Below are 22,648 nucleotides of genomic sequence, written 5' to 3' on the forward strand. Positions count from 1 at the left end.
TCCGCTAACACGTAGCGGGACGACGAGGTCAGGGTGTCATCCTAGTACCTTCTCCTGTCATCCCAGTGCCCTGACTACTTGGATCCAGGAAAAAGAATGGTGTCATCCAAGTAGCCTCCCTCCCCTGTCATCCCAGTGCCCAGACACTGAGATCCAGAAAAGTTTGCTTGTAAGCAAGCAAACTAGCACAGAAAGTGGTTACAACATTTTCGATGAGATTATATGGAAAACTGGATTCCAGTGTCAAGCACTGGAATGACACCTTCCTGCCCAGTTCATGTTGCCATAAATATTAAGAAATTTACCAAGCAAAAAAAAGGCAAAAGAAGCCCTAGTCATTGTCTATTTTCAGTATTGGCGTTTTTTAAGTCTTAAACACTGCAATTTAGCTGCTTTTAAATGCAACTCACCTTAGTTTAAATGTTTAAGAAATTTACTAAGCAAAAAAAGGCAAAAGATATCCCGTATTAGCTAGTTGTCACTCTCTAATCCTGCAAATTGGCGTACTATACTGTCTTAAACGCTTTATAAGCGCGTTTCAGCTTATATAGGTAAAAACCCAGAAATGTTGTGAAGAAGTAAAGTGTGCATAGTGCAAAAAATTAAAAATAAGACGCCAATTACGTAATACTGTTGTCATTTAATCTGCACAGATTGAAGATAAATGAATACCTTCAGTACCATGATAATGGGGCTGGCGAAGGGTGTCAAGTAAGTTTTTTCGTTTCTACTGAATGACAGTTGTGGCTTGGGAGGTAGTGCAAGAAGTCTACTGATGGCTTTCAAGGCAGTTGAGCTTAATTATTAGAGTAGTAATGTTTATTTTTATATTGACTATTGAGGTTTATTATTTTATAACTAAAAACTTAGTTATTTTAATGAGCTTGAGTTTATAACATATGCCTACGATAAATCAATTAATACGTAAGGGTAGATTAGGATTGACCCATAAGAAAAAGGTACCAGCTTTGGGAGAAAGCAACCCTCAAAGGAGAGGTGTTTGCACTAAGGTGTATACTACAACTCCTAGAAAGCCTAACTCAGCACTCCGTAAAGTAGCCAGAGTAAAAATTAGTGGGTATGGTGAAGTGACGGCTTATATACCTGGTGAAGGTCATAATTTACAAGAACACTCTGTTGTTTTGATACGTGGTGGGCGGGTTAAAGATTTGCCAGGTGTGCGTTATCACATAATAAGAGGTGCCCTTGATCTGCGTGGTGTGCAAAATCGAAAGAAAGCTCGTTCAAAATATGGTGTAAAGAAATCTGGTTAAAGTTTATGGCTCGTCGGAATAAAGCAAAAAAAAGAGAAATAAGTCCTGATTCGCGTTACGGCAGTGTTTTGCTAATGCGTTTCATTAATACAATCATGAAATGTGGTAAAAAATCTACTGCAGAAAAGATTATCTATGACGCTTTGTCTTTAGCTGAAAAGAAAATAGGCGAAGGTGGGTTATCAATTTTTGAGACAGCAGTAGGAAATGTTACTCCTTCTATAGAAGTGCGTTCTCGACGCATTGGTGGTGCAACTTATCAAGTACCTGTTGAAGTTCGACAAGATAGAGCGGTTTCTTTAGCGTTAAGGTGGATTGCTAAAGCAACTTCTGCTGCTCGAAAAAAGAGTGGAAAAACCACTGTTGATTGTTTGCAATCTGAAATACTGGATGCTTATAATAAACGCGGTGGTGCGTTTAAGATGTGCGAAGAAAAATATAAAATGGCTGAAGCTAATAAGGCATTTTCTCATCTTCGTTTTTAATGTTAGCTAATTAATTGTGATATGGAAATTGGAATATCTAAATACAGAAATATAGGGATAATGGCTCACATAGATGCTGGTAAGACTACCACAACAGAGCGTATTTTATTTTATACTGGTAAGCAAAATAGAATTGGTGAAGTGCACGATGGTGCAGCTTCTATGGATTGGATGGAGCAGGAAAAAGAGCGTGGTATTACAATCACATCTGCTGCAACAACATGTTTTTGGAATGATCATAGGGTCAATATAATAGACACTCCTGGTCACGTTGATTTCACTATTGAAGTTGAGAGATCTTTAAGGGTTTTGGATGGTGCAGTTGCTGTATTTGATGGAGTTGCTGGAGTTGAACCTCAATCTGAGACAGTGTGGCGTCAAGCTGATAAATATAGCGTTCCTCGTATCTGCTTTGTTAATAAGATGGATAGAATAGGGGCAAATTTTTATCGATGTGTTGATATGATAAAGACGAAGCTTGGTGCAGCACCTTTAGTTATTCATTTACCAATAGGGAGTGAGAAAGATTTCAAAGGTATAATTGACCTTATTTCTATGAAAGCCATTATATGGCAAGAAGAAACGTTGGGCGCTAAATTTTCTTATGAAGATATTCCTTCTGATTTGCTTGATAAGGCTCAAGAATATCGAAATCTTTTATTAGATGCTGCAGCTGAGATGGATGATGAAGCGATGAATACTTACTTTGAGTCTAATGATCTGCCAGTGGATTTACTGAAAAAATGCGTGAGAAATGGGACCATTAAAGGAAAATTTGTTCCTGTGTTATGTGGATCAGCTTTTAAAAATAAAGGCGTACAACCACTTTTAGATGGTGTGGTTGACTTTTTACCTTCTCCTATTGATGTTGATGTAATTGTTGGAATTGATCCTAAAGATTCAGAAAAGAAAATTGAGGTCAAACCTTCAGAAAAAGAGAAATTTGTTGCTCTTGCATTTAAAGTGATGACGGATAAATTTGTAGGCAGCTTGACGTTTATCCGTATTTATTCTGGTAAATTAAAGTCTAAATCTACCGTTTCAAATGCGTTAAAAAACGAAACTGAAGGGATTGGCAGAATGTTACTTATGCATGCAAATAACCGAGAAGATATAACTGAGGCTAGGGCTGGAGATATAGTTGCTTTAGTTGGGCTAAAGAAAACAACCACCGGAGATACTTTATGTTCTGTTGATTTTCCTATATTATTGGAGCGTATGGAATTTCCTGAGCCTGTTATTGAAATTGCTGTAGAACCTAAAACCACTTCAGATCAGGAAAAATTAGGTATTGCTCTAAATAGGTTGGTTGCAGAAGATCCTTCTTTGAGAATGTCAGTAAATGCGGAAAGTGGCCAGACTATATTGAAAGGCATGGGTGAGCTCCATCTTGAGATTATTGTTGATAGAATGAAGCGCGAATTTAACGTTGAGGCTAACGTCGGTGCTCCTCAGGTTGCATATCGTGAAACTATCACTAAATCTGTTGAAATTGATTACACTCATAAAAAACAATCTGGTGGAGCTGGTCAGTTTGCTAAGGTTAAAATAAAATTTGAACCTCTTGAGCCTGGTTCTGGGTTTCAATTTGAAAGTAAAATTGTAGGTGGTGCTATTCCAAAAGAGTATATTCCTGGGGTAGAAAATGGCTTGGAGTTGATAAAAGAAGGTGGTATAATTTCGGGATTTCCGTTGATTGATTTTAAGGCTACCCTTCTTGATGGTGCTTTTCATGAGGTTGATTCTAGTCCTTTAGCTTTTGAACTTGCTGCTAAAGGTGCTTTTAAAGAGATGGCAAATAAAGCTGGTCCAAAAATGCTGGAGCCTATAATGAAAGTTGAAATCATTACTCCTGAAGAATATATGGGTGATGTTATGGGTGATATAAATAGTAGAAGAGGAAATGTTGCTGATATGCTCGATTTAGGTAATAATAGTAAAATAATTACTGCTTCGGTACCTCTTGCAAATATGTTTGGTTATATCAACGTTTTGCGTTCTATGTCTCAGGGAAGGGCGCAGTATAGTATGCATTTTTCTTGTTATGAGCAAGTACCACAATATGTGGTTGATGAGTTAAAGTTAGAGTATAATTAAGGGTAATAATTATGACAGCAGTAGTGGAAGCATTTGGAAAGCCGCATGTAAATGTGGGAACAATAGGACATGTGGATCATGGGAAGACGACGTTAACAGCGGCGATAACGAAGCATTATGGAAATTTTGTAGCGTACGATCAGATAGACAAAGCGCCAGAAGAAAGGAAGAGGGGGATAACGATAGCAACAGCGCATGTTGAGTATCAGACAGAGAAAAGGCATTATGCACACGTTGATTGTCCTGGACACGCTGACTATGTAAAGAACATGATAGTAGGTGCAGCACAGATGGATGCGGCGATATTGGTAGTGTCGGGGGTTGATGGGCCAATGCCACAAACGAGAGAGCATATATTGCTGGCGAAGCAGGTAGGTGTTGGATATGTCGTGGTGTATATAAATAAAGCTGATGTTGCTGATGCTGATATGATAGATTTAGTAGAAATGGAAGTGAGGGAATTACTGAGTAAATACGGATTTCCAGGGGATGAAGTGCCTGTGGTGGTTGGTTCAGCGCTCAAGGCGCTGGAGGATGACAGCAGCGAATATGGAAAGAAATCAATAGATAAATTGATGGAAAAGTTAGATGAATATGTAGCGGTTCCACCAAGGCCTGTGGATTTACCATTTTTATTGCCAATCGAAGATGTATTTTCGATATCGGGGCGAGGAACAGTGGTAACAGGAAGAATAGAGAAGGGAGAGATAAAGACGGGAGAAGAGATAGAGATAATAGGTCTGAAAGCGACGCAAAAGACGATATGCACAGGTGTTGAGATGTTTAAGAAGTTGCTGGATAAGGGAAGTGCAGGACTCAATGTAGGAATATTGTTAAGAGGAACAAAAAGAGAAGAAGTGGAGAGAGGGCAAGTATTAGCGAAACCGGGGACGATAACACCGCATAGAAAGTTTAAGGCGGAGGTTTATATATTAAAGAAAGAGGAAGGAGGAAGGCATACACCATTTTTTGCGAATTACCAGCCACAGTTTTATTTAAGGACAACGGATGTAACTGGGAGCATAAAATTGTTAGATGGGAAGGAGATGGTAATGCCAGGAGATAATGTGAGTGTAGAAGTAGAATTGCAAGTACCGATAGCAATGGATAAGGGATTGCGTTTTGCGATAAGAGAAGGCGGTAGAACTGTTGGTTCTGGTGTTGTTTCTGAAATTTTGGAGTGAGAGTTTGAGTTATAGGAGTGTAGCTCAATTGGTAGAGCGCTGGTCTCCAAAACCAGAGGTTGTAGGTTCAATTCCTATCGCTCCTGCATTAATGTTGTGGTGGAAATGTTAAAAAGTTTGTGTGGTTTTTTCTGTGATATAAAGCAAGAAATACGAAGAATTGCTTGGGTAAAGAAACAGGAGGTGTTGTCATCTCTATTTGTTGTAATGATTGTTATATTATGCTTTTCGATTTTCTTCTGTTTTGTGGATTTTATGTCTCTTTACGTAATTAAGGCTTTATTTGGAATTATTTATGGAATGTGAATATAAATGGTATATCATTAAAGTTGATTATGGATATGAGCAAAACATACGCGAATTGGTAAGTAATGCTGTTTATTTTAAGGAAGTGTTTATTCCTTATCAAACGGTATGTAATTCAAAGTCTGATATAAAAGAATTATGTGAAGTGTATGTATATATGCATCTGTGTGATGAAAGCAAAAATATTTTGAATCAAACGCCTGGATTCTGCAGTGGCGAATCTGGTGATTTTGAGATGATTTCAGATGATGAGATAAGTTTAAAGTGTAAAGAATTTAATAGATATAAATGGTATATCTTGAGAGTTGCTTCCAATTGTGAAGAGAAAGTGCGCCAACATATATTGGAAAATTCTATGAGATTGGGTGTTAATGATTACTTTAAGGAAGTTTTTATTCCATATGAAGAGCTAAGTGAAGTAGAGTTGAAATCTAAGAAAATTGCTACACGAAGGAAATGCTTTCCTGGTTATGTCTTTTTATACGTGAATTTATGCGATGAAGTATTGAATTTTATCAATAATATACCAAAATCTCTTAAGGTTTATGGATTTTTGAAAAACGGTAATATTCCAAAGGTGATTTTGGATGATGAGATTCACTCAATGTGTAATGCACTTTATAATGCTCAAGAGACAAAGAAGTTAGGTTATGGTTATGAAAAAGGTGAAAAAGTGAAAATTAATGATGGTCTTTTTCAAAATTTTACTGGTAAGGTAAATATGGTAAACGATGAGAAAAAAATTATTAATGTGGAAGTATCGATTTTAGGTAAGCCGACAATAATAGAGCTTGATCTGGCTCAAGTAGAGAAAATAGAGGATTAATTATGAGTGTTATAGTTGCTAAGATTAACTTACTTATGGAAGCTGGGAAAGCAGTTCCAGGACCGAAAATTGCTTCAGTACTTGGTCCACGTGGTATACCTGTTCCTAAGTTTTGTGAAGCTTTTAATAAAGTTACTAGTGCTGCTAACGCTAATTATAAAGTAGGCGATTTAGTAACAGTGCGAATTTCCATAAAGGATGATCGCTCTCATGATTTTACTGTCAGCGGTCCGCCTGTGGCTTATTTACTTAAGCAGGAGGCTAAATTAAGTAAAAGTTCTGGTAATCCTGGTAAAGAATTAGTGGCTAAATTACCTATGTCTGCTATAATTAAAGTAGCAAAGTGCAAGATGGTTGATATGAAAGTGGATAATGAAGATTCAGCAGTGAAAATGGTTGTAGGCACTGCAAAATCTATGGGTATAGAAGTTGTGGAAGGTTAGGTAAATGAATACATATAATGATAATCCTAAGCAGTATTTGAAGAAGATTGTTGAGTCTGCTTCAGCAAAATTTAATGAATCAGTTGATATTGCGGTCAATTTAGGCGTAGATTCACGTAAATCTGAAGAGCAGGTGCGTGGTACAGTAGTTTTGCCTAAAGGTATCGGGAAGAATATTAAAGTAGCTGTTTTCGCTCAAGATAAACATTTATTAGAAGCTGAAAAAGCTGGTGCTGATATTGCAGGAGGAGAGGATTTAGTTGAAGAAATAAAAAAAGGTAGAAAGTTAGATGTTGATTGGTGCATTACTACTCCTGATTTTATGGCAAAAATCACTCCTATTGCAAAAGTATTGGGTGCTAAAGGGCTGATGCCTAACCCTAAATTTGGTACTGTGACTTCTAACATTGCAGAAGCTATTAAAACCATTAAGTCTGGTCAGGTAAAATTTAGAACAGATAAAAATGGTGTTATTCATGGTAAATTAGGAAATATTAAATTTGATATTGATGACTTGCTAGAAAATTTAAAAGCCTTTCTTAAAGTAATTAAAGATAATAAACCTATTTCTGCGAAAGGAATTTACTTTAAGGGTGTTTTTTTAAATTCAACTATGGGTAAAGCTTATAAGATAGGCAAAGTGGAAGATATAATTTAAGGGAGTGATACCGTGAAGCGTAAAGATAAGGATGAATTTATACAGAGCACAATAAACGTATTTGTAAATAATGATTTCTTGATATTAGTAAATTTTAAATCTATAAATGCTAATGATTCATTAACTCTGAGGAATAGTCTGAAGTCTATAGCAGGTGGGGTATTAGTAGTTAAAAACACTCTAGCGCGCTTGGCTTTGGAAAGGACTGGTAAATTCTCTTATTTATCAGGCAAATTTTCCGGTCCTGTTGCTATTATATACTCTAGTGGCATAGTAGAAGCTGCAAAATTAATAGTTGATTTTACTAATGCTAACAAAGAAAAAATGTCTGTGATTTGCGCAGCTCATTTAAATGAATTGTTAACAGTGGAAGATGTTAATAAACTGGCTAAGTTGCCTTCTCTGGATGAATTGCGTGTTAAAATTATGCGTTTAATATCTTATGATATTCCTGCTCGGTTAGCGTTGTCTATTAATTCATCTTCTATGAGGCTTATGAGAGTTTTGGATTATTATAGTTCTAAAAAATAAATTTGTTGTTAAGTAAGGTGGTAATTATGAGTAATGTAACAAGTGATTTGGTTGATAAAATATTATCTTTAAACCTATTAGAGGCTTCTGAACTTGTAAAAGTTTTAGAAGAGAAAATAGGGTTGCCTGCTGGTTCTTTTCTTGGTGGAGCTGTTGGTGCTGGGGCGCCTATTGGTGATAATGCTGCTGCTCCTGCTGCTCAAGAAAAAGCTGAGTATAAAGTTGTGATTAAAGAAATTGATGCGAGTAAAAAAATAGGAGTTATTAAAGCTGTGAGAGAGGTTAATTCTACATTGGGTTTAAAAGAAGCAAAAGAGTTGGTTGAATCTTTACCTAAAGATTTGACTGCTAATGTTCCTAAAGACGAAGCAGAAAAAATCAAGCAAAAACTTATTGAAGCAGGAGCAACTAAAGTGGAGCTTGAATAATATTTAATGTATTAATTTTATATTGATATAGCTCTTTTAATTAGTTTGGGGTATTTTAATGGTTGATTCTTCTTATATGTACGCTTCTGGTGCTTTTGTTCCTAGAGTTTCTTATTCTAGGTCGATTGATTTAAAAGATTCTTTATTGGATTTGGTTAAGGTTCAAAAAGAATCATATGATTCTTTTACTCCTAAGAATAAGGGTAATGAAAGACTTGAAGTTATCTTTCATACAATCTTTCCAATAAATGATCCTTTGCGTAGGGCTACTATTGAGTTTATAAGTTGTAGGGTAGATGATCCTAAGTATGATGAATCTGAGTGTATAAAGCGTGGTGTAACTTTTTCTGCTCAGGTTATTGCTTCTATACGTCTTGTTGTTATGCAGGATGGTATTTCTCTTGATGAATATAAATCGATTAAAGAGAGTGGAGATCATTCTAAACTTGCAACCGTTGTAAAATCTATAGAAGAGCAGAAAGTCCACTTTTGTGGGTTGCCTATGATGACTGATAAGGGCACTTTCATCATTAATGGTGTGGAAAAAGTTATCGTCTCACAAATGCATAGGTCTCCTGGTGTATTTTTTGATAGCGATAAGGGAAAAACTTACAATTCTGGTAAATTGATCTATTCTGCTAGAATTATTCCTTATAGGGGTTCTTGGCTTGATATTGAATTTGATGTTAAAGACCATTTGTATTTTCGTGTTGATAGAAAAAGAAAATTGCCAATTTCAGTTTTATTAAAGGCGTTGGGTCTATCAAATAATGATATACTCGATAGATTTTATGAGAAAATAAAGTATGTAAAACATAAAGATGGTTGGAAAGTGCCTTTTGTTCCTGATAAATTTAAAGGAGTGAGGCTGCCTTTCGACTTAATGGATATTGAAGGTAATGTGCTGCTTAAAGCTAACGTTCGTATTACCTCAAGACTAGCTAAAAAGCTATATGATAATGAATTGAAAGAGTATCTGGTTCCGTTTAATTCTATATGTGGTTTATTCCTCGCAGAAGATTTAATGGGTAGTGCTAGCTCTACGAAAATTTTATCTGCTGGTGAATCTATAAAGCTGGAAGACATAAAGAAGCTTGAGTTATTATCTGTAGATGAAATATCAGTGTTGAACATAGATAATTTGTTTGTTGGACCTTATATATTAAATACGCTTTTCTTAGATGAAAACATGTCTTATCAGGATGCACTATATGAAATATATAGAGTTTTGCGTCCTGGTGAAGTTCCTGTTTTAGAGATAGTAGAAGAGTTTTTCCGTAATCTTTTCTTCAGTCCGGAATATTATGATTTGTCTAACATTGGTAGGTTGAAGCTTAACTCTTACCTTGGATTAAATTATGATGAGGATTTAACTGTTTTAACGCATGAAGATATTATTGAAATTGTGAAAAAAATAGTATTGTTACGTGACGGTCAAGGATCTGTAGATGATATTGATCATTTAGGAAACAGAAGAGTAAGATCAGTTGGAGAGTTTATAGAAAATCAATTTAGAACTGGGTTGTTGAAATTGGAACGCGCAATAGTTGATTCTATGTCCACTTCTAGTTTAGATAAAGTTTCTCCATCTGATTTTATTAATCCAAAAGTGTTAACTAATGTCTTAAGAGATTTCTTCAATTCTTCTCAATTATCTCAATTTATGGATCAGACTAATCCGTTATCTGAAATAACACATAAAAGAAGGTTATCCGCGTTAGGTCCTGGCGGTTTAACAAGAGAACGGGCAGGATTTGAGGTGCGTGATGTTCATCCAACTCATTATGGAAGAATTTGCCCTATTGAGACTCCTGAAGGGCAAAATATAGGGTTAATCAACAGCTTAGCTATATACGCGCGTATTAATAAATATGGTTTCATTGAAAGCCCTTATAGAAAAGTAGTCAATAGGGTTGTTACTGATCAAATTGAGTATCTTTCTGCTATAGACGAAGGCTCACATCATATAGCTGACACTAGCGTAAAGCTTGATGAAAATAATTGCTTTGTTGATGACATGCTATACTGTAGATATGCTGGTAGCTTCGTCATGGTAAGTAGCGACCAAGTTAGTTACATGGACGTATCTCCTAAGCAGGTAATATCAGTTGCAGCTTCCTTGATTCCATTTTTAGAAAATGATGATGCTAATAGAGCATTAATGGGCTCAAATATGCAACGTCAGGCCGTACCTTTATTGAAGCCTACCGCTCCTCTGGTTGCTACTGGTATGGAGTCTTTTGTAGCTTCTGGCTCTGGTGCTGTAGTTTTAGCAAAACGCGATGGCATAGTTGATAGTTCTGATAGTAACTCTATAGTTATACGTGCTTTTGATAAAGAAAGGGTTAACTACTTGGACGTAGATATTTATCATCTAAGGAAATTTCAGCGTTCTAACCATAATACTTGTATTAATCAAAGACCGCTAGTGTGCGTAGGTGATTATGTTAAAAAGGGTGATGTAATAGCTGATGGTCCTGCAATTAACAGTGGTGAGTTGGCGCTTGGTAAAAATTTGCTAGTCGCTTTTATGTCTTGGCAAGGTTATAATTTTGAAGACTCTATTATTATTTCTAGTGAAGTTGTTAAAAAAGATCTCTTTACTTCTATTCATATAGAAGAATTTGACTGTGTTGTACATGATACCCCTTTAGGATCAGAAAAAATAACTCGTGCTATACCTGGTGTTAATGAAGAAAATCTATATCACTTGGATGATAGTGGTATAGTGAAAATTGGTACAAGAGTTGGTCCAGGCTATATTCTGGTAGGTAAAGTTACACCTAAACCTTCTCTTTCATTGCCTCCTGAAACGAAGTTATTAATGACAATTTTTGGTGAAAAGTCATTCGATTGTGCGGATTCCTCTTTATATACATCTCCAGATGTTGAAGGGACAGTAATTGATGTACAAGTCTTTACACGCAGGGGGGTTGAAGAAAATGAAAGGGCATTACTCATCAAACAAAAAGAGATAAATGACTTTGAGGAAGAGCGAGATTATATAATCAATGTTACTAGTGAATATTTCTATGATGAACTGAAGAAACTTCTTATTAATTCTGGTTCTCAAGATCGAGAAAAATTTGACTCTATTGAACGTGAGCAATGGTGGGGTATAGGATTAAAAAACCAATCCATTTCTGAGCAAGTTAAGAGCTTAAAAAAAGATTTTGATGAAAAAGTATCACATGCAATAGCACAGTTTAAGCGAAAAGTAGAAAAATTACATGAAGGTTATGACCTGCCTCAAGGTGTGTCGATGTCAGTAAAAGTTTTCATTGCTGTGAAACATAGTCTGCAACCAGGGGATAAAATGGCTGGTAGACATGGAAATAAAGGTGTGATTTCTCGAGTTGTGCCAGTGGAAGATATGCCTTATTTGGAAGATGGTACTCCTGTTGATATTATTCTTAACCCTCTTGGTGTTCCTTCACGAATGAATGTAGGGCAAATACTGGAAACGCATGTAGGTTGGGCTTGTAGAAAATTAGGGGAAAAGGTAAGTAATATTCTCGATGAGATCAATAAGATCAAAAGTGCTTTTTGCAAGGGAATTAGGTCCCTTAACGATGATAATTTTACACAATTTGCAGTAGCATACCTTGATAATAAAAAAATTGAAAATATTGATGATGATGAAATAACGGCTTCTGTTTTAAATACACCTAATAAGAATGCACTAAATGACGAGTTGAATGAGTTAGTAGAGAACTATTTGAACTCTTGTAAAAGTTCATACAGCAATTTACGTAACTTCCTGATTGAGGTTTATAGCTATGGCAGTAACGTATCTATCTGTAATGATATTCGTAATATTAGTGATAATAATCTCATTGAATTTGCACGCAAATTACGTGATGGCGTTCCTGTTGCTGCACCTGTATTTGAGGGTCCAAAAGATGAACAAATAGCAAAATTATTTGAACTTGCTGGTTTAGATAACTCTGGACAAGCTGTATTATATGACGGTTGCAGTGGTGAAAAATTCGACCGCAAGGTTACAGTTGGTTACATGTACATGCTTAAGTTGCACCACTTGGTTGATGGTAAAATTCATGCGCGTTCAGTAGGGCCTTATAGTTTGGTTACTCAACAACCTCTTGGAGGAAAATCTCATTTTGGTGGTCAGCGTTTTGGTGAAATGGAATGTTGGGCATTACAAGCCTATGGTGCTGCTTATACTTTGCAGGAAATGTTAACTGTGAAGTCTGATGATATTAATGGTAGAGTTAAGATTTATGAATCGATAATAAAAGGTGACAGTAATTTTGAATGTGGAATTCCTGAATCCTTTAATGTGATGATAAAAGAACTACGTTCTTTATGTTTAAATGTAGATTTAAAGCAAAATGATGTAGTGATTGAAGATATATCTCACACTAACATTGCACAACCTTTTAATGAGGTTAGCATATCGATTGCTAGCCCTGAAAGTATTAAGCGTATATCTTGTGGTGAGATAGAAGATGTTTCAACTGCAAATTATCGTACGTTCAAAGTTGAGAAAGGTGGATTATTTTGCCCTAAGGTTTTTGGCCCTGTCAATGACGATGAATGTTTATGTGGAAAATACAAAAAAAGAAGACACAGAGGTCGCATATGCGAAAAATGCGGAGTAGAAGTTACATCTTCTAAAGTAAGAAGAGAAAGGATGGGTCATATAGAGCTTGCATCTCCTGTTGCTCATATATGGTTTTTGAAATCGCTTCCTTCAAGAATTGGAGCATTATTGGATATGTCTCTCAGAGATATTGAGAATATTTTATATAGCGATAATTATATCGTAATAGATCCTCTTGTTTCGCCTTTTGAAAAAGGTGAGATTATTAGTGAAAAAGCTTATAATGAAGCTAAAGATAGCTATGGGATCGATAGTTTTGTAGCTATGCAAGGTGTTGAAGCTATAAGAGAGTTGCTAACGCGCCTTGATTTACATGAAATTAGGAAGGATTTAAGACTAGAATTAGAATCTGTTGCTTCTGAGATAAGAAGAAAGAAAATTATAAAGAGATTGCGTATTGTTGAAAACTTCATTAAATCTGGAAATAGGCCTGAGTGGATGATACTTACAACTATACCTATTTTACCACCTGATTTGCGTCCTTTGGTATCGCTTGAGAGTGGTCGTCCTGCAGTTTCTGATCTGAATCATCATTATAGGACTATTATTAATAGAAATAACAGGTTGAGAAAATTGTTGAGCTTAAATCCTCCTGAGATTATGATTCGTAATGAAAAAAGGATGTTACAAGAAGCAGTTGATTCTCTTTTTGATAATAGTCGTCGTAATACTTTGGTAAATAAAGCTGGTGCTGTTGGATATAAAAAGTCCATTAGTGATATGTTAAAAGGAAAACAGGGTCGTTTTCGCCAGAACCTCTTAGGAAAAAGGGTAGACTACTCTGGACGTTCTGTAATAGTTGTTGGTCCAACTTTGAAACTAAATCAGTGTGGATTACCCAAAAGAATGGCTCTTGAACTATTCAAACCTTTTGTTTACTCAAAGCTTAAGATGTATGGTATGGCTCCAACTATTAAGTTTGCTAGTAAGTTGATAAGAGCAGAAAAACCAGAAGTTTGGGATATGCTTGAAGAGGTAATAAAAGAGCATCCTGTTTTGTTGAATAGAGCGCCTACGCTACATAGACTTGGTATTCAGGCTTTTGAGCCAATCCTTATTGAAGGCAAAGCAATACAGCTTCATCCGCTTGTCTGTACGGCGTTTAATGCTGATTTTGATGGTGATCAAATGGCAGTGCATGTGCCAATTTCATTGGAAGCTCAGCTTGAAGCTAGGGTGTTGATGATGTCCACTAATAACGTTTTAAGTCCTTCTAATGGCAGACCGATTATAGTTCCTAGTAAAGATATAGTACTTGGTATATATTATCTGACTTTACAAGAACCTAAGGAAGATAATTTACCATCTTTTGGTGCTTTTTGTGAAGTTGAGCATTCCTTGAGTGATGGTACTTTACATATTCATTCTAGTATAAAGTATAGGATGGAGTATATTAATAGCAGCGGTGAAACTCACTATAAAACTGTTTGTACAACTCCTGGCCGTTTAATATTATGGCAAATTTTTCCTAAGCATGAGAATCTAGGCTTCGATCTAATAAATCAGATATTAACAGTCAAGGAAATAACTGGTATAGTTGATTTGGTATATCGTAACTGTGGTCAAAGTGCTACAGTGGCATTTTCTGATAAATTAATGGTACTTGGCTTTGAGTATGCCACATTTTCTGGTGTCTCTTTTGGTCGTTGTGATATGGTTATACCTGAAACTAAAGCTACACATGTTGATCACGCGAGGGGTGAAATTAAGAAATTCTCTATGCAATATCAAGATGGGCTAATAACTAGAAGTGAGAGGTATAACAAGGTTATAGATGAATGGTCTAAGTGTACGGATATGATAGCTAATGATATGTTAAAAGCAATATCTATATATGATGGAAATAGTAAGTACAACTCAGTGTATATGATGGTTAACTCTGGTGCAAGGGGTTCTACTTCACAGATGAAACAGCTAGCAGGAATGCGAGGGCTCATGACCAAACCTTCTGGTGAGATTATAGAAACACCTATAATTTCTAATTTCCGTGAAGGATTGAACGTATTTGAATACTTTAATTCTACTCACGGTGCGCGTAAAGGTTTAGCTGACACTGCACTTAAAACTGCAAACTCTGGATACTTAACTCGTCGTTTAGTTGATGTATCTCAAAATTGCATAGTTACAAAGCATGACTGTAAAACAAAAAATGGTCTTGTTGTGAGAGCTACAGTTGAAGGAAGTACTATAGTTGCATCTCTAGAGAGTGTTGTGCTGGGTAGAACAGCTGCAAATGATATATATAACCCAGTGACAAAAGAATTATTAGTAAAAGCAGGGGAATTAATTGATGAGGATAAAGTAAAGCAAATCAGCATTGCAGGTCTTGATGTTGTAAAAATTAGATCGCCTTTAACTTGTGAAATAAGTCCTGGTGTATGTTCTTTATGTTATGGAAGAGACCTTGCAACTGGTAAAATTGTTTCAATAGGTGAAGCAGTTGGTGTTATAGCTGCTCAATCTGTTGGAGAGCCAGGTACTCAGTTAACGATGCGTACTTTTCATATAGGTGGAGTAATGACTAGAGGCGTTGAATCCTCGAATATTATAGCTTCTATTAATGCTAAAATAAAGTTAAACAATAGTAATATAATTATAGATAGAAACGGAAATAAAATTGTGATAAGCCGTTCCTGTGAAGTCGTGTTGATTGATAGCCTTGGTAGTGAGAAGTTGAAGCACAGTGTACCTTACGGCGCTAAGCTTTATGTAGATGAGAGTGGGTCAGTAAAAATTGGCGATAAAGTTGCGGAATGGGATCCTTATACATTGCCTATTATCACGGAGAAGACTGGTACAGTGTCTTATCAGGACTTAAAAGATGGAATTTCGATCACTGAAGTGATGGATGAATCTACAGGAATATCAAGCAAAGTAGTAAAAGACTGGAAATTGCATTCTGGTGGAGCTAATTTACGTCCTCGTATTGTGCTGCTTGACGATAATGGTAAAGTAATGACACTCGCAAGTGGCGTTGAAGCATGTTATTTTATACCAATCGGTGCAGTGCTCAATGTACAAGATGGCCAGAAGGTTCATGCAGGTGATGTTATTACAAGAACACCAAGAGAGTCAGTTAAAACTCGTGATATTACTGGTGGTTTACCGAGGGTTATAGAGTTATTTGAAGCACGTCGTCCTAAAGAGCATGCTATTGTTAGTGAGATAGATGGCTATGTAGCGTTTTCTGAAAAAGACCGTAGAGGAAAACGCAGTATATTAATTAAACCTGTAGATGAACAAATTTCTCCAGTTGAATATTTGGTATCAAGAAGTAAGCATGTAATAGTCAATGAAGGTGATTTTGTACGTAAAGGTGATCTATTGATGGATGGTGACCCTGATCTCCATGATATTTTACGTGTGCTTGGGTTAGAAGCTTTAGCGCACTATATGATTTCTGAAATACAGCAAGTTTATAGATTGCAGGGTGTTCGTATAGACAATAAGCATTTAGAGGTGATCTTAAAACAAATGCTACAAAAAGTGGAAATTACTGATCCTGGTGATACTATGTACTTGGTTGGCGAAAGCATTGACAAGCTGGAAGTTGATAGGGAAAATGATGCTATGAGTAACTCTGGCAAACGGCCTACTCATTATCTTCCTATTCTGCAGGGGATTACTAGGGCAAGTCTTGAAACTAGCTCCTTTATTTCTGCTGCCTCTTTCCAAGAGACAACAAAAGTACTTACAGAAGCAGCATTCTGCGGGAAGAGTGATCCTTTAAGTGGATTAAAAGAAAATGTTATAGTAGGAAGATTAATTCCTGCTGGTACAGGTTTGATTATGAATAAGATCAGAGCACTTTCACTTTGTGATAATGTGGATAAATATGAAAAATATTTTGATATTGAAACTTATGACGAGGAATGGTTGATGGATAATGGTTGTCATTTACACTCTGGTGAGGAAGAGAGCGTAGTGGCATACGATCAGTCGAATTGAGTACAGCTAGTGTGTCTCTTGACCAAAAAAGCCAATAATATTTTCTTTCACTTCTGTGCTATCTGTCATGTTATTTACTCTCACACGAAATTCAGATGAGCCTTGAAGCCCGCTACTGTACCAACCTATGTGTTTGCGGGCCATCTTTATTCCTGTGTCATTTCCATAGTACTCAAGAATATTGTCGTAATGCTCGAGTATGATGCTTAATCTCTCTGAAGCTGTTGGCTCAGAAGTTTCACTTCCACTGAGAAAGTTCATTGCTTGATTAATCAGCCAAGGTTTACCGTAGGCACCACGACCTATCATCACTCCGTCTGCTCCAGATTCTTTGAGAGCATTCTGAATATCATTTAAATTTTTAATATCGCCATTTACTATAACTGGAATTTTCACTTGCTCTTTAACATTTCTAACGAATTTCCAATCTGCTTGACCATTATAAAGCTGCGCTCTTGTTCTTCCATGCACAGTGATCATTTTTGCTCCTAAGTCTTCGGCAATTTTCGCAAGTCTCGGGGCATTGCGATTTTCATCGTTCCATCCAGTGCGCATTTTCACCGTAACTGGCATATTCACTGCTTTGACCACAGCTTCAATTATCTCAGCGGCTTTTTTCTCATCACGCATTAGCGCTGATCCTGCATAACCGTTTACAACTTTTTTAACAGGGCAACCAAAGTTTATGTCTATAATTTTTGCTCCCATGTCCTCGTTTAATTTTGCAGCCTCCGCCATAACATCTGGCTCACACCCAGCAAGCTGCACAGCAGTTAATGCATCGACTTTTGCTTTTTGCAAACTCTGGCGAGTTTGCATAATCATAGCTCTGCTTGCGATCATCTCTGAAACTAACAAACTTGCACCAAGTTTCTTCACAATACTTCTAAACGGATAATCAGTCACTCCAGACATTGGAGCTAAAATAACTGGAGAATCAATTGTCACATTTCCTATTTGGAGGGGCATAAGGTCAATGGTAATTTTTCATTGATTACATAATGCAACACAAACTTGCATTCTCCCTTGAAATAGAAGACTGAGATGTTTTCGTCCTTGGCGGACGCTTACGATTTCTTAGATCTTCCTTACATTTCTCATCTTCCATAAGCGCTCTTGTAAATTCTTCTCTTTTCTCATTCAAATCAAATTTATATTCTGATAACTTTTTGTCAATTTCGTCAAATGATTTGTCTTCGTTAAGCATTTGTGTAATTTTATGAGCATTTTCTAACGCAAATATTCCACAGTTATACCCGTCACTTTGCTGCTTAGTTGGGGAAATTCTTATGTCTAATACCCATTCCTCTTTTTGCAGTTCTCTTTTAACAATATTTAGCACATTATCTGGCAATTGATTACCAAATGAGTCACAGTAATAAGCTCTAAATTTTTTATCACCTGCATCAGGTTTAATAACCAAAGTTACCCAATGATTGTTGTTAATATGAAGAACCGAAGTAAATATCAATTTAGAATTTTGTTTTAATTCACCTCTATAATTCTGAAGAAATTCTTTTGTGAGTTCGTCCCAACCATTAGAATAGCTAGGAGCAAGAAAATAGACATTATTATTACTATGTTCACTTTGTGAGTACCCATACACAACTCTTGCAATATGTGTAATGTCATCATCACATAACCAGTAAGCATAATTTCCTCTGTTTGTCTGATGCACAAGAGTGTCCAAATTTTCATGAAACTCTTTACCACCCAAACCACTATCTTTTGAAGCAATAGAACTTCTGCGACTACTGTGCTCTGAAACAGTTGACCCATCTTCATTATCTGGTCCAGGCAAAATACCACTATCCTCATCTGGAGTTTTTTGCTCACCTTGACTTGCTCTTTTTCCATTAATATAACCCTTCGCTAAGTAAAATAAAGGTTCAACAACCATTTTGTATGCTACTGTAAGAATTGTTCCCATTAAAACCCAAACTACGGGGTTAGAGATGAGCATAGCAAGTGGAAAGGTCAATAGAGGGGATCCTATTACCGCCCCTAAACAGCCAGCAGCGAATGTGGCTGCTAGGCATACACAAGTAGCGTAGATAACGAATTCCTCACCAGCAAAGTAAGTGCTCTCTTTCTGATTATTTTTTGTAATGCCCAACATACTACACCCTATGAACGCTAAGTTAATTAAATTTAAACAAATTCTAACAAAAAAATCAACCATAATAATTTTAGTAGTATGAGAATATATTGAATATTAAGAGCTTTTGGAGTACAGTAACAATGTTAGTAATAGCACAATATATGCACGATATAGAATATATACGCAAAAACCCTGAAGGATTTGAAAAGGCAATGAAAAGCAGGGGAATTAGAGAATCTACTGCGGAAGAGATATTAGAAATCGATCACGAGAAAAGATCATTAACCACTAAACTGCAGGATTTGAATAGGCAGCGCAATGAAATCACAGAGGAAATAAAAAAGCTTAAAATGAGCAAGAGCCCCTGTGAAGAGCAAATAGAGTTGTCAAAAAGCATCACAAATGAGATAGAGGCAATCAGCTTAAAAGAACAAGCAGAAAAGGATAAGTTAGTGAATGTTTTATCTAACTTGCCGAATATTCCTGCGCAAGATGTGCCAATAGGCGCAGATGAGAACTCTAATTTAGAGGTGAGAAGATATGGAGGAAAAAGACAGTTTGATTTTGTACCAGAATCTCATTATGAACTCGGAGAAAAATTAGGTTTAATGGACTTCGAACAAGCGGCGAGAATTTCCGGATCAAGATTTACGATATTAAAAGGACAGTTAGCTAAGCTTGGACGAGCGCTAATAAATTGTATGCTTGAAATGCATGTTAATGAATTTGGCTATACTGAGGTGTACCACCCGGCTTTGGTGAAAAACGAAGCTATGTATAATGTTGGTCAGCTACCGAAATTTTCTGACGATTCGTATTTAACTACCGACGAATTGAGGTTGATTCCCACAAGTGAAGTGTTTTTAACAAATTTAGTTGCTGACAAAATAATGGAAGAAAAAGAACTGCCTATTCGCTTTACTGCATATTCGGAGTGCTTTCGTAAAGAAGCAGGTAGTGCAGGTCGCGATACCAGGGGCATGATAAGGCAACACCAATTTGGTAAAGTGGAGTTGGTAAGCATCACAACTGAAGACCAATCAAATGATGAGCTTGAGCGTATGACGAGTGTTGCTGAAGAGATATTAAAAAAATTAGAATTGCCATACAGAGTAATGCTGCTTTGCAGTGGCGATATGGGTTTTGCTGCACAAAGGACTTATGACATAGAGGTATGGTTACCTGGGCAAAATAAATATAGAGAAATATCAAGCTGCTCAAATTGTGGTGCATTTCAAGCAAGAAGGATGAACGCTAAATACTCTTCAGAAACTGATAAAAAGATGAAAAAATATATTCACACTTTAAACGGCTCAGCTTTAGCTATAGGAAGAACGATTATTGCCATAATGGAGAATTATCAAAATTCTGACGGGTCGATTGCAATACCAAACGTGTTGCAAAAATACATGAGTAATGATACTGTTATAAGCAAATAATAATTTTGACATATAGAAAAGCGAGGAAATAAAGATGAAGGTTCTGGTTATAGGTTCTGGTGGGCGTGAGCACGCTCTACTTTGGGCTCTAAAAAAATCTCCTATCTTGACTGAGTTATATGTAACTCCTGGTCGCCAAGCTATGAAAGATCTTGGGGCTCTTGTGGATGTAAATATTCAAAATTCAGTGGATGTTACACAATTTTGCAAGAGAGAAAATATAGAGTTGGTTGTTATTAGTCCAGAACAACCAATAATTGATGGGCTTGCTGATGATTTAGTTGCAGAGGGAATAAATGTTTTTGCTCCAAGTCAAGCAACTGCAAAACTTGAGGGATCGAAGTCTTTCACCAAGGGACTGTGTAAGCGATATGGTATACCAACTGCCAAGTACGAGTGTTTTGTTGATGAAGGGTTAGCTAAAGATTTTGTACGTAGCAATAAAATAAAGTTTCCACTTGTAGTGAAAGCAAATGGAATTGCAGCAGGAAAAGGGGTGGTTATATGTAATACAGAAAGCGAAGCTTTTTCAGCAATAAATTCAATGCTAGTGGAGAAAAAATTTGGTGAATCAGGTGAAGAAATAATCATAGAAGAGTTTTTAGTTGGAGAAGAAGTAAGTTTTTTTGCTCTTATTGATGGGTTGAAAGTAGTAACTCTTGGGTGTGCAAAAGATTATAAGAGAGTTGATGAAAGTAATGAAAGCCAAAATACTGGAGGTATGGGGTCGTACTCATCACCTTCAATTATAAGTAAGGACATGGAGCAAAAAATTATCCAAAAAATAATATACCCTACAGCTCAAGCATTGGTTAACATGGGTACGTCTTATAAAGGAGTACTCTTTGCTGGTTTAATGATTTGCAAAGATAGCCCAAAACTTCTCGAGTATAACGTTAGATTCGGTGATCCAGAAACGCAATCTATATTACCTAGATTTGATTCAAATTGCGATTTGTTAAAATTGATGTTGTCAGTTGCAGAAGGAAAGTTAAATGTCAAAATGGTGGAACTTAACAACAAATCTACAGTTTGTGTAGTTGTTGCAAGTAAAGGCTATCCGGGTGATTATCAAAAGGGAGAAGTAATTAAAGGATTAGATAAGATTGAAAGCATTCCTGGTGTGTTGGTGTTTCATGCTGGTACTAAATTCGATGAAAGTGGTAACTTAGTTTCCGATGGCGGAAGAGTGCTAAATATAGTAGCAGAAGGGAGCACTATAGAGGAAGCCAAAAGTAAGGTGTACTCAGCATTAAATTTTTTAGAATGGCCAGGGGGCTTCTTCAGATACGATATCGGTAGTTAATGTTAGCTGTCGGTTAGCAGGTGGTTCATAGAAACGAAAAACTTCCTTGACAAACTCCGCCAGCCCCCTTATCATGAAACTGAAGCTATTGTATTTGCTTTCGCCAATCTGCAGATTAAAAGGTAAGGATTACTTAATGTATCGGCGTCTTATGTTTAATTTTTTGCAGTATATAGATACTGTATGTCTTTACAAAACTTCATCTACATCTAGATTTTTATCTAAATAAGCTGAACGCGCTTATAAAGCGTTACAAGACATCAAAAAATGCCAATACTTGACAGAGATAGTAAAAGACTAGCTAACTCGGGGATTCTTTGTCTTTTTTTCTGCTTGGTAAATTTCTTAAACATTTGCAGCATAGGTGAGTTGCAATTAAAAGCAGCTAAATCTTGCTTGTCAAGCGTTTAAAACATAAAAAACGCCAATATTTTAAAGCAGATAATAACCCCAGGGCTTCTTTTGCCTTTTTTTTCATTTGGTAAATTTCTTAAATATTTATGGCTAAACGACAATCGTCATCCCGCAGCGGGATCTAGAGATACCGCGGCGGTATGACGTAGGGAAACCTTTCTTGGGTTAGCTATAAAACTAATCAGCATCTTGTTTAGCACATATAAATTAAGTTTCACAAATATAGTGCTAAACCTTGAAAATATGTTATAGCTACTTCTTCCAATTTAGTGGTGGGTTTTGACAGTACACATGTTATTTTACTAGCTACCAACTCAAGTGTCACAGAAGTTGCAATCACTGCATTTATATTCTGTACTTTAACATTTACTCTACTTTCTATTAGAGGCTTTACCCCCCTTACATCATTACGTACAGCAGTATGATTTATTTCATTTTCAATTCCACTACTATGCTGCAACAAGATATCCCCATTAACTTTTATTTCAACATTTTTGTCACTACTACCATTGTTAAAATTTAATCCCTCATCTCTTCTACTTTGTCTTTTTTCTTTTAATTTTAATTCAGTTTCTCTTTTATCA

The 22,648-nt window shown here is 36.3% G+C and carries 17 protein-coding genes and 1 tRNA gene; 15 read left to right on the top strand and 3 right to left on the bottom strand.

The features are described 5' to 3' along the window. The first annotated feature begins 222 nt into the window (after positions 1-222). From ABL518_RS02055 to ABL518_RS02115, 13 genes are all read left to right on the top strand, one after another. The gene (locus ABL518_RS02055) at positions 223-375 is read left to right on the top strand and encodes a hypothetical protein (protein WP_007549315.1); all 153 of its coding nucleotides are present in this window, start codon (positions 223-225) and stop codon (positions 373-375) included. Positions 376-899: 524 nt separating this feature from the next. Next, positions 900-1,274, top strand: coding sequence for a 30S ribosomal protein S12 (rpsL, locus tag ABL518_RS02060; protein ID WP_006279787.1), 375 nt, complete (start codon positions 900-902; stop codon positions 1,272-1,274). Positions 1,275-1,279: 5 nt separating this feature from the next. Then, the gene (gene rpsG, locus ABL518_RS02065; RefSeq protein WP_007549313.1) at positions 1,280-1,759 is read left to right on the top strand and encodes a 30S ribosomal protein S7; all 480 of its coding nucleotides are present in this window, start codon (positions 1,280-1,282) and stop codon (positions 1,757-1,759) included. Between the two features lie 21 nt (positions 1,760-1,780). Further along, a complete protein-coding gene (gene fusA / locus ABL518_RS02070) occupies positions 1,781-3,856 on the top strand; it encodes an elongation factor G (RefSeq protein WP_010962308.1) in 2,076 nt (691 codons plus the stop codon). 11 nt (positions 3,857-3,867) lie between these two features. Next, the gene (gene tuf / locus ABL518_RS02075; protein ID WP_095742604.1) at positions 3,868-5,040 is read left to right on the top strand and encodes an elongation factor Tu; all 1,173 of its coding nucleotides are present in this window, start codon (positions 3,868-3,870) and stop codon (positions 5,038-5,040) included. A 13-nt stretch (positions 5,041-5,053) separates the two neighbouring features. Further along, positions 5,054-5,126 (top strand) — tRNA-Trp (locus ABL518_RS02080). A gap of 19 nt (positions 5,127-5,145) precedes the next feature. Then, positions 5,146-5,346: a preprotein translocase subunit SecE gene (secE, locus tag ABL518_RS02085; RefSeq protein WP_022626186.1), complete on the top strand. Its 201-nt coding sequence runs from the start codon at positions 5,146-5,148 to the stop codon at positions 5,344-5,346. Then, positions 5,336-6,172, top strand: coding sequence for a transcription termination/antitermination protein NusG (nusG, locus tag ABL518_RS02090; RefSeq protein WP_070356705.1), 837 nt, complete (start codon positions 5,336-5,338; stop codon positions 6,170-6,172). The genes secE and nusG overlap by 11 nt, the downstream gene beginning before the upstream one ends. A 2-nt stretch (positions 6,173-6,174) precedes the next feature. Beyond that, positions 6,175-6,615 carry a 50S ribosomal protein L11 gene (locus ABL518_RS02095; RefSeq protein ID WP_006279541.1) on the top strand — a complete coding sequence of 147 codons (441 nt, stop codon included), beginning with the start codon at positions 6,175-6,177 and terminating at the stop codon, positions 6,613-6,615. A gap of 4 nt (positions 6,616-6,619) precedes the next feature. After that, positions 6,620-7,273, top strand: a complete 654-nt coding sequence (gene rplA / locus ABL518_RS02100) for a 50S ribosomal protein L1 (protein ID WP_095742605.1) — start codon at positions 6,620-6,622, stop codon at positions 7,271-7,273. 12 nt (positions 7,274-7,285) lie between these two features. Beyond that, positions 7,286-7,804 carry a 50S ribosomal protein L10 gene (rplJ, locus tag ABL518_RS02105; protein WP_006279539.1) on the top strand — a complete coding sequence of 173 codons (519 nt, stop codon included), beginning with the start codon at positions 7,286-7,288 and terminating at the stop codon, positions 7,802-7,804. A 26-nt stretch (positions 7,805-7,830) separates the two neighbouring features. Beyond that, positions 7,831-8,232: a 50S ribosomal protein L7/L12 gene (rplL, locus tag ABL518_RS02110; RefSeq protein ID WP_007551887.1), complete on the top strand. Its 402-nt coding sequence runs from the start codon at positions 7,831-7,833 to the stop codon at positions 8,230-8,232. Between the two features lie 58 nt (positions 8,233-8,290). Then, the gene (locus tag ABL518_RS02115; RefSeq protein ID WP_348994386.1) at positions 8,291-16,804 is read left to right on the top strand and encodes a DNA-directed RNA polymerase subunit beta/beta'; all 8,514 of its coding nucleotides are present in this window, start codon (positions 8,291-8,293) and stop codon (positions 16,802-16,804) included. 6 nt (positions 16,805-16,810) lie between these two features. On the opposite strand, the gene dusB is transcribed toward ABL518_RS02115, so the two are convergent. Then, entirely contained in the window at positions 16,811-17,773 is a 963-nt protein-coding gene (gene dusB, locus ABL518_RS02120) for a tRNA dihydrouridine synthase DusB (RefSeq protein ID WP_348994387.1), read from the bottom strand. 25 nt (positions 17,774-17,798) lie between these two features. Next, entirely contained in the window at positions 17,799-18,986 is a 1,188-nt protein-coding gene (locus tag ABL518_RS02125; RefSeq protein WP_348994388.1) for a Ulp1 family isopeptidase, read from the bottom strand. A gap of 80 nt (positions 18,987-19,066) precedes the next feature. Between ABL518_RS02125 and serS the strand changes: the two genes are divergently transcribed. Both serS and purD read left to right on the top strand, forming a co-directional pair. After that, entirely contained in the window at positions 19,067-20,344 is a 1,278-nt protein-coding gene (serS, locus tag ABL518_RS02130; protein WP_038198549.1) for a serine--tRNA ligase, read from the top strand. 34 nt (positions 20,345-20,378) lie between these two features. Next, on the top strand, positions 20,379-21,650 hold the full coding sequence (purD, locus tag ABL518_RS02135) for a phosphoribosylamine--glycine ligase (protein WP_095742610.1): 1,272 nt from the start codon (positions 20,379-20,381) through the stop codon (positions 21,648-21,650). A gap of 628 nt (positions 21,651-22,278) precedes the next feature. Here the strand turns inward: purD and ABL518_RS02140 are convergent. Then, positions 22,279-22,527, bottom strand: coding sequence for a hypothetical protein (locus ABL518_RS02140; protein ID WP_010082664.1), 249 nt, complete (start codon positions 22,525-22,527; stop codon positions 22,279-22,281). Positions 22,528-22,648: the final 121 nt, after the last annotated feature.

It is taken from the genome of Wolbachia endosymbiont of Drosophila willistoni (assembly GCF_040084705.1).
Classification (GTDB): Bacteria; Pseudomonadota; Alphaproteobacteria; order Rickettsiales; family Anaplasmataceae; genus Wolbachia; species Wolbachia pipientis.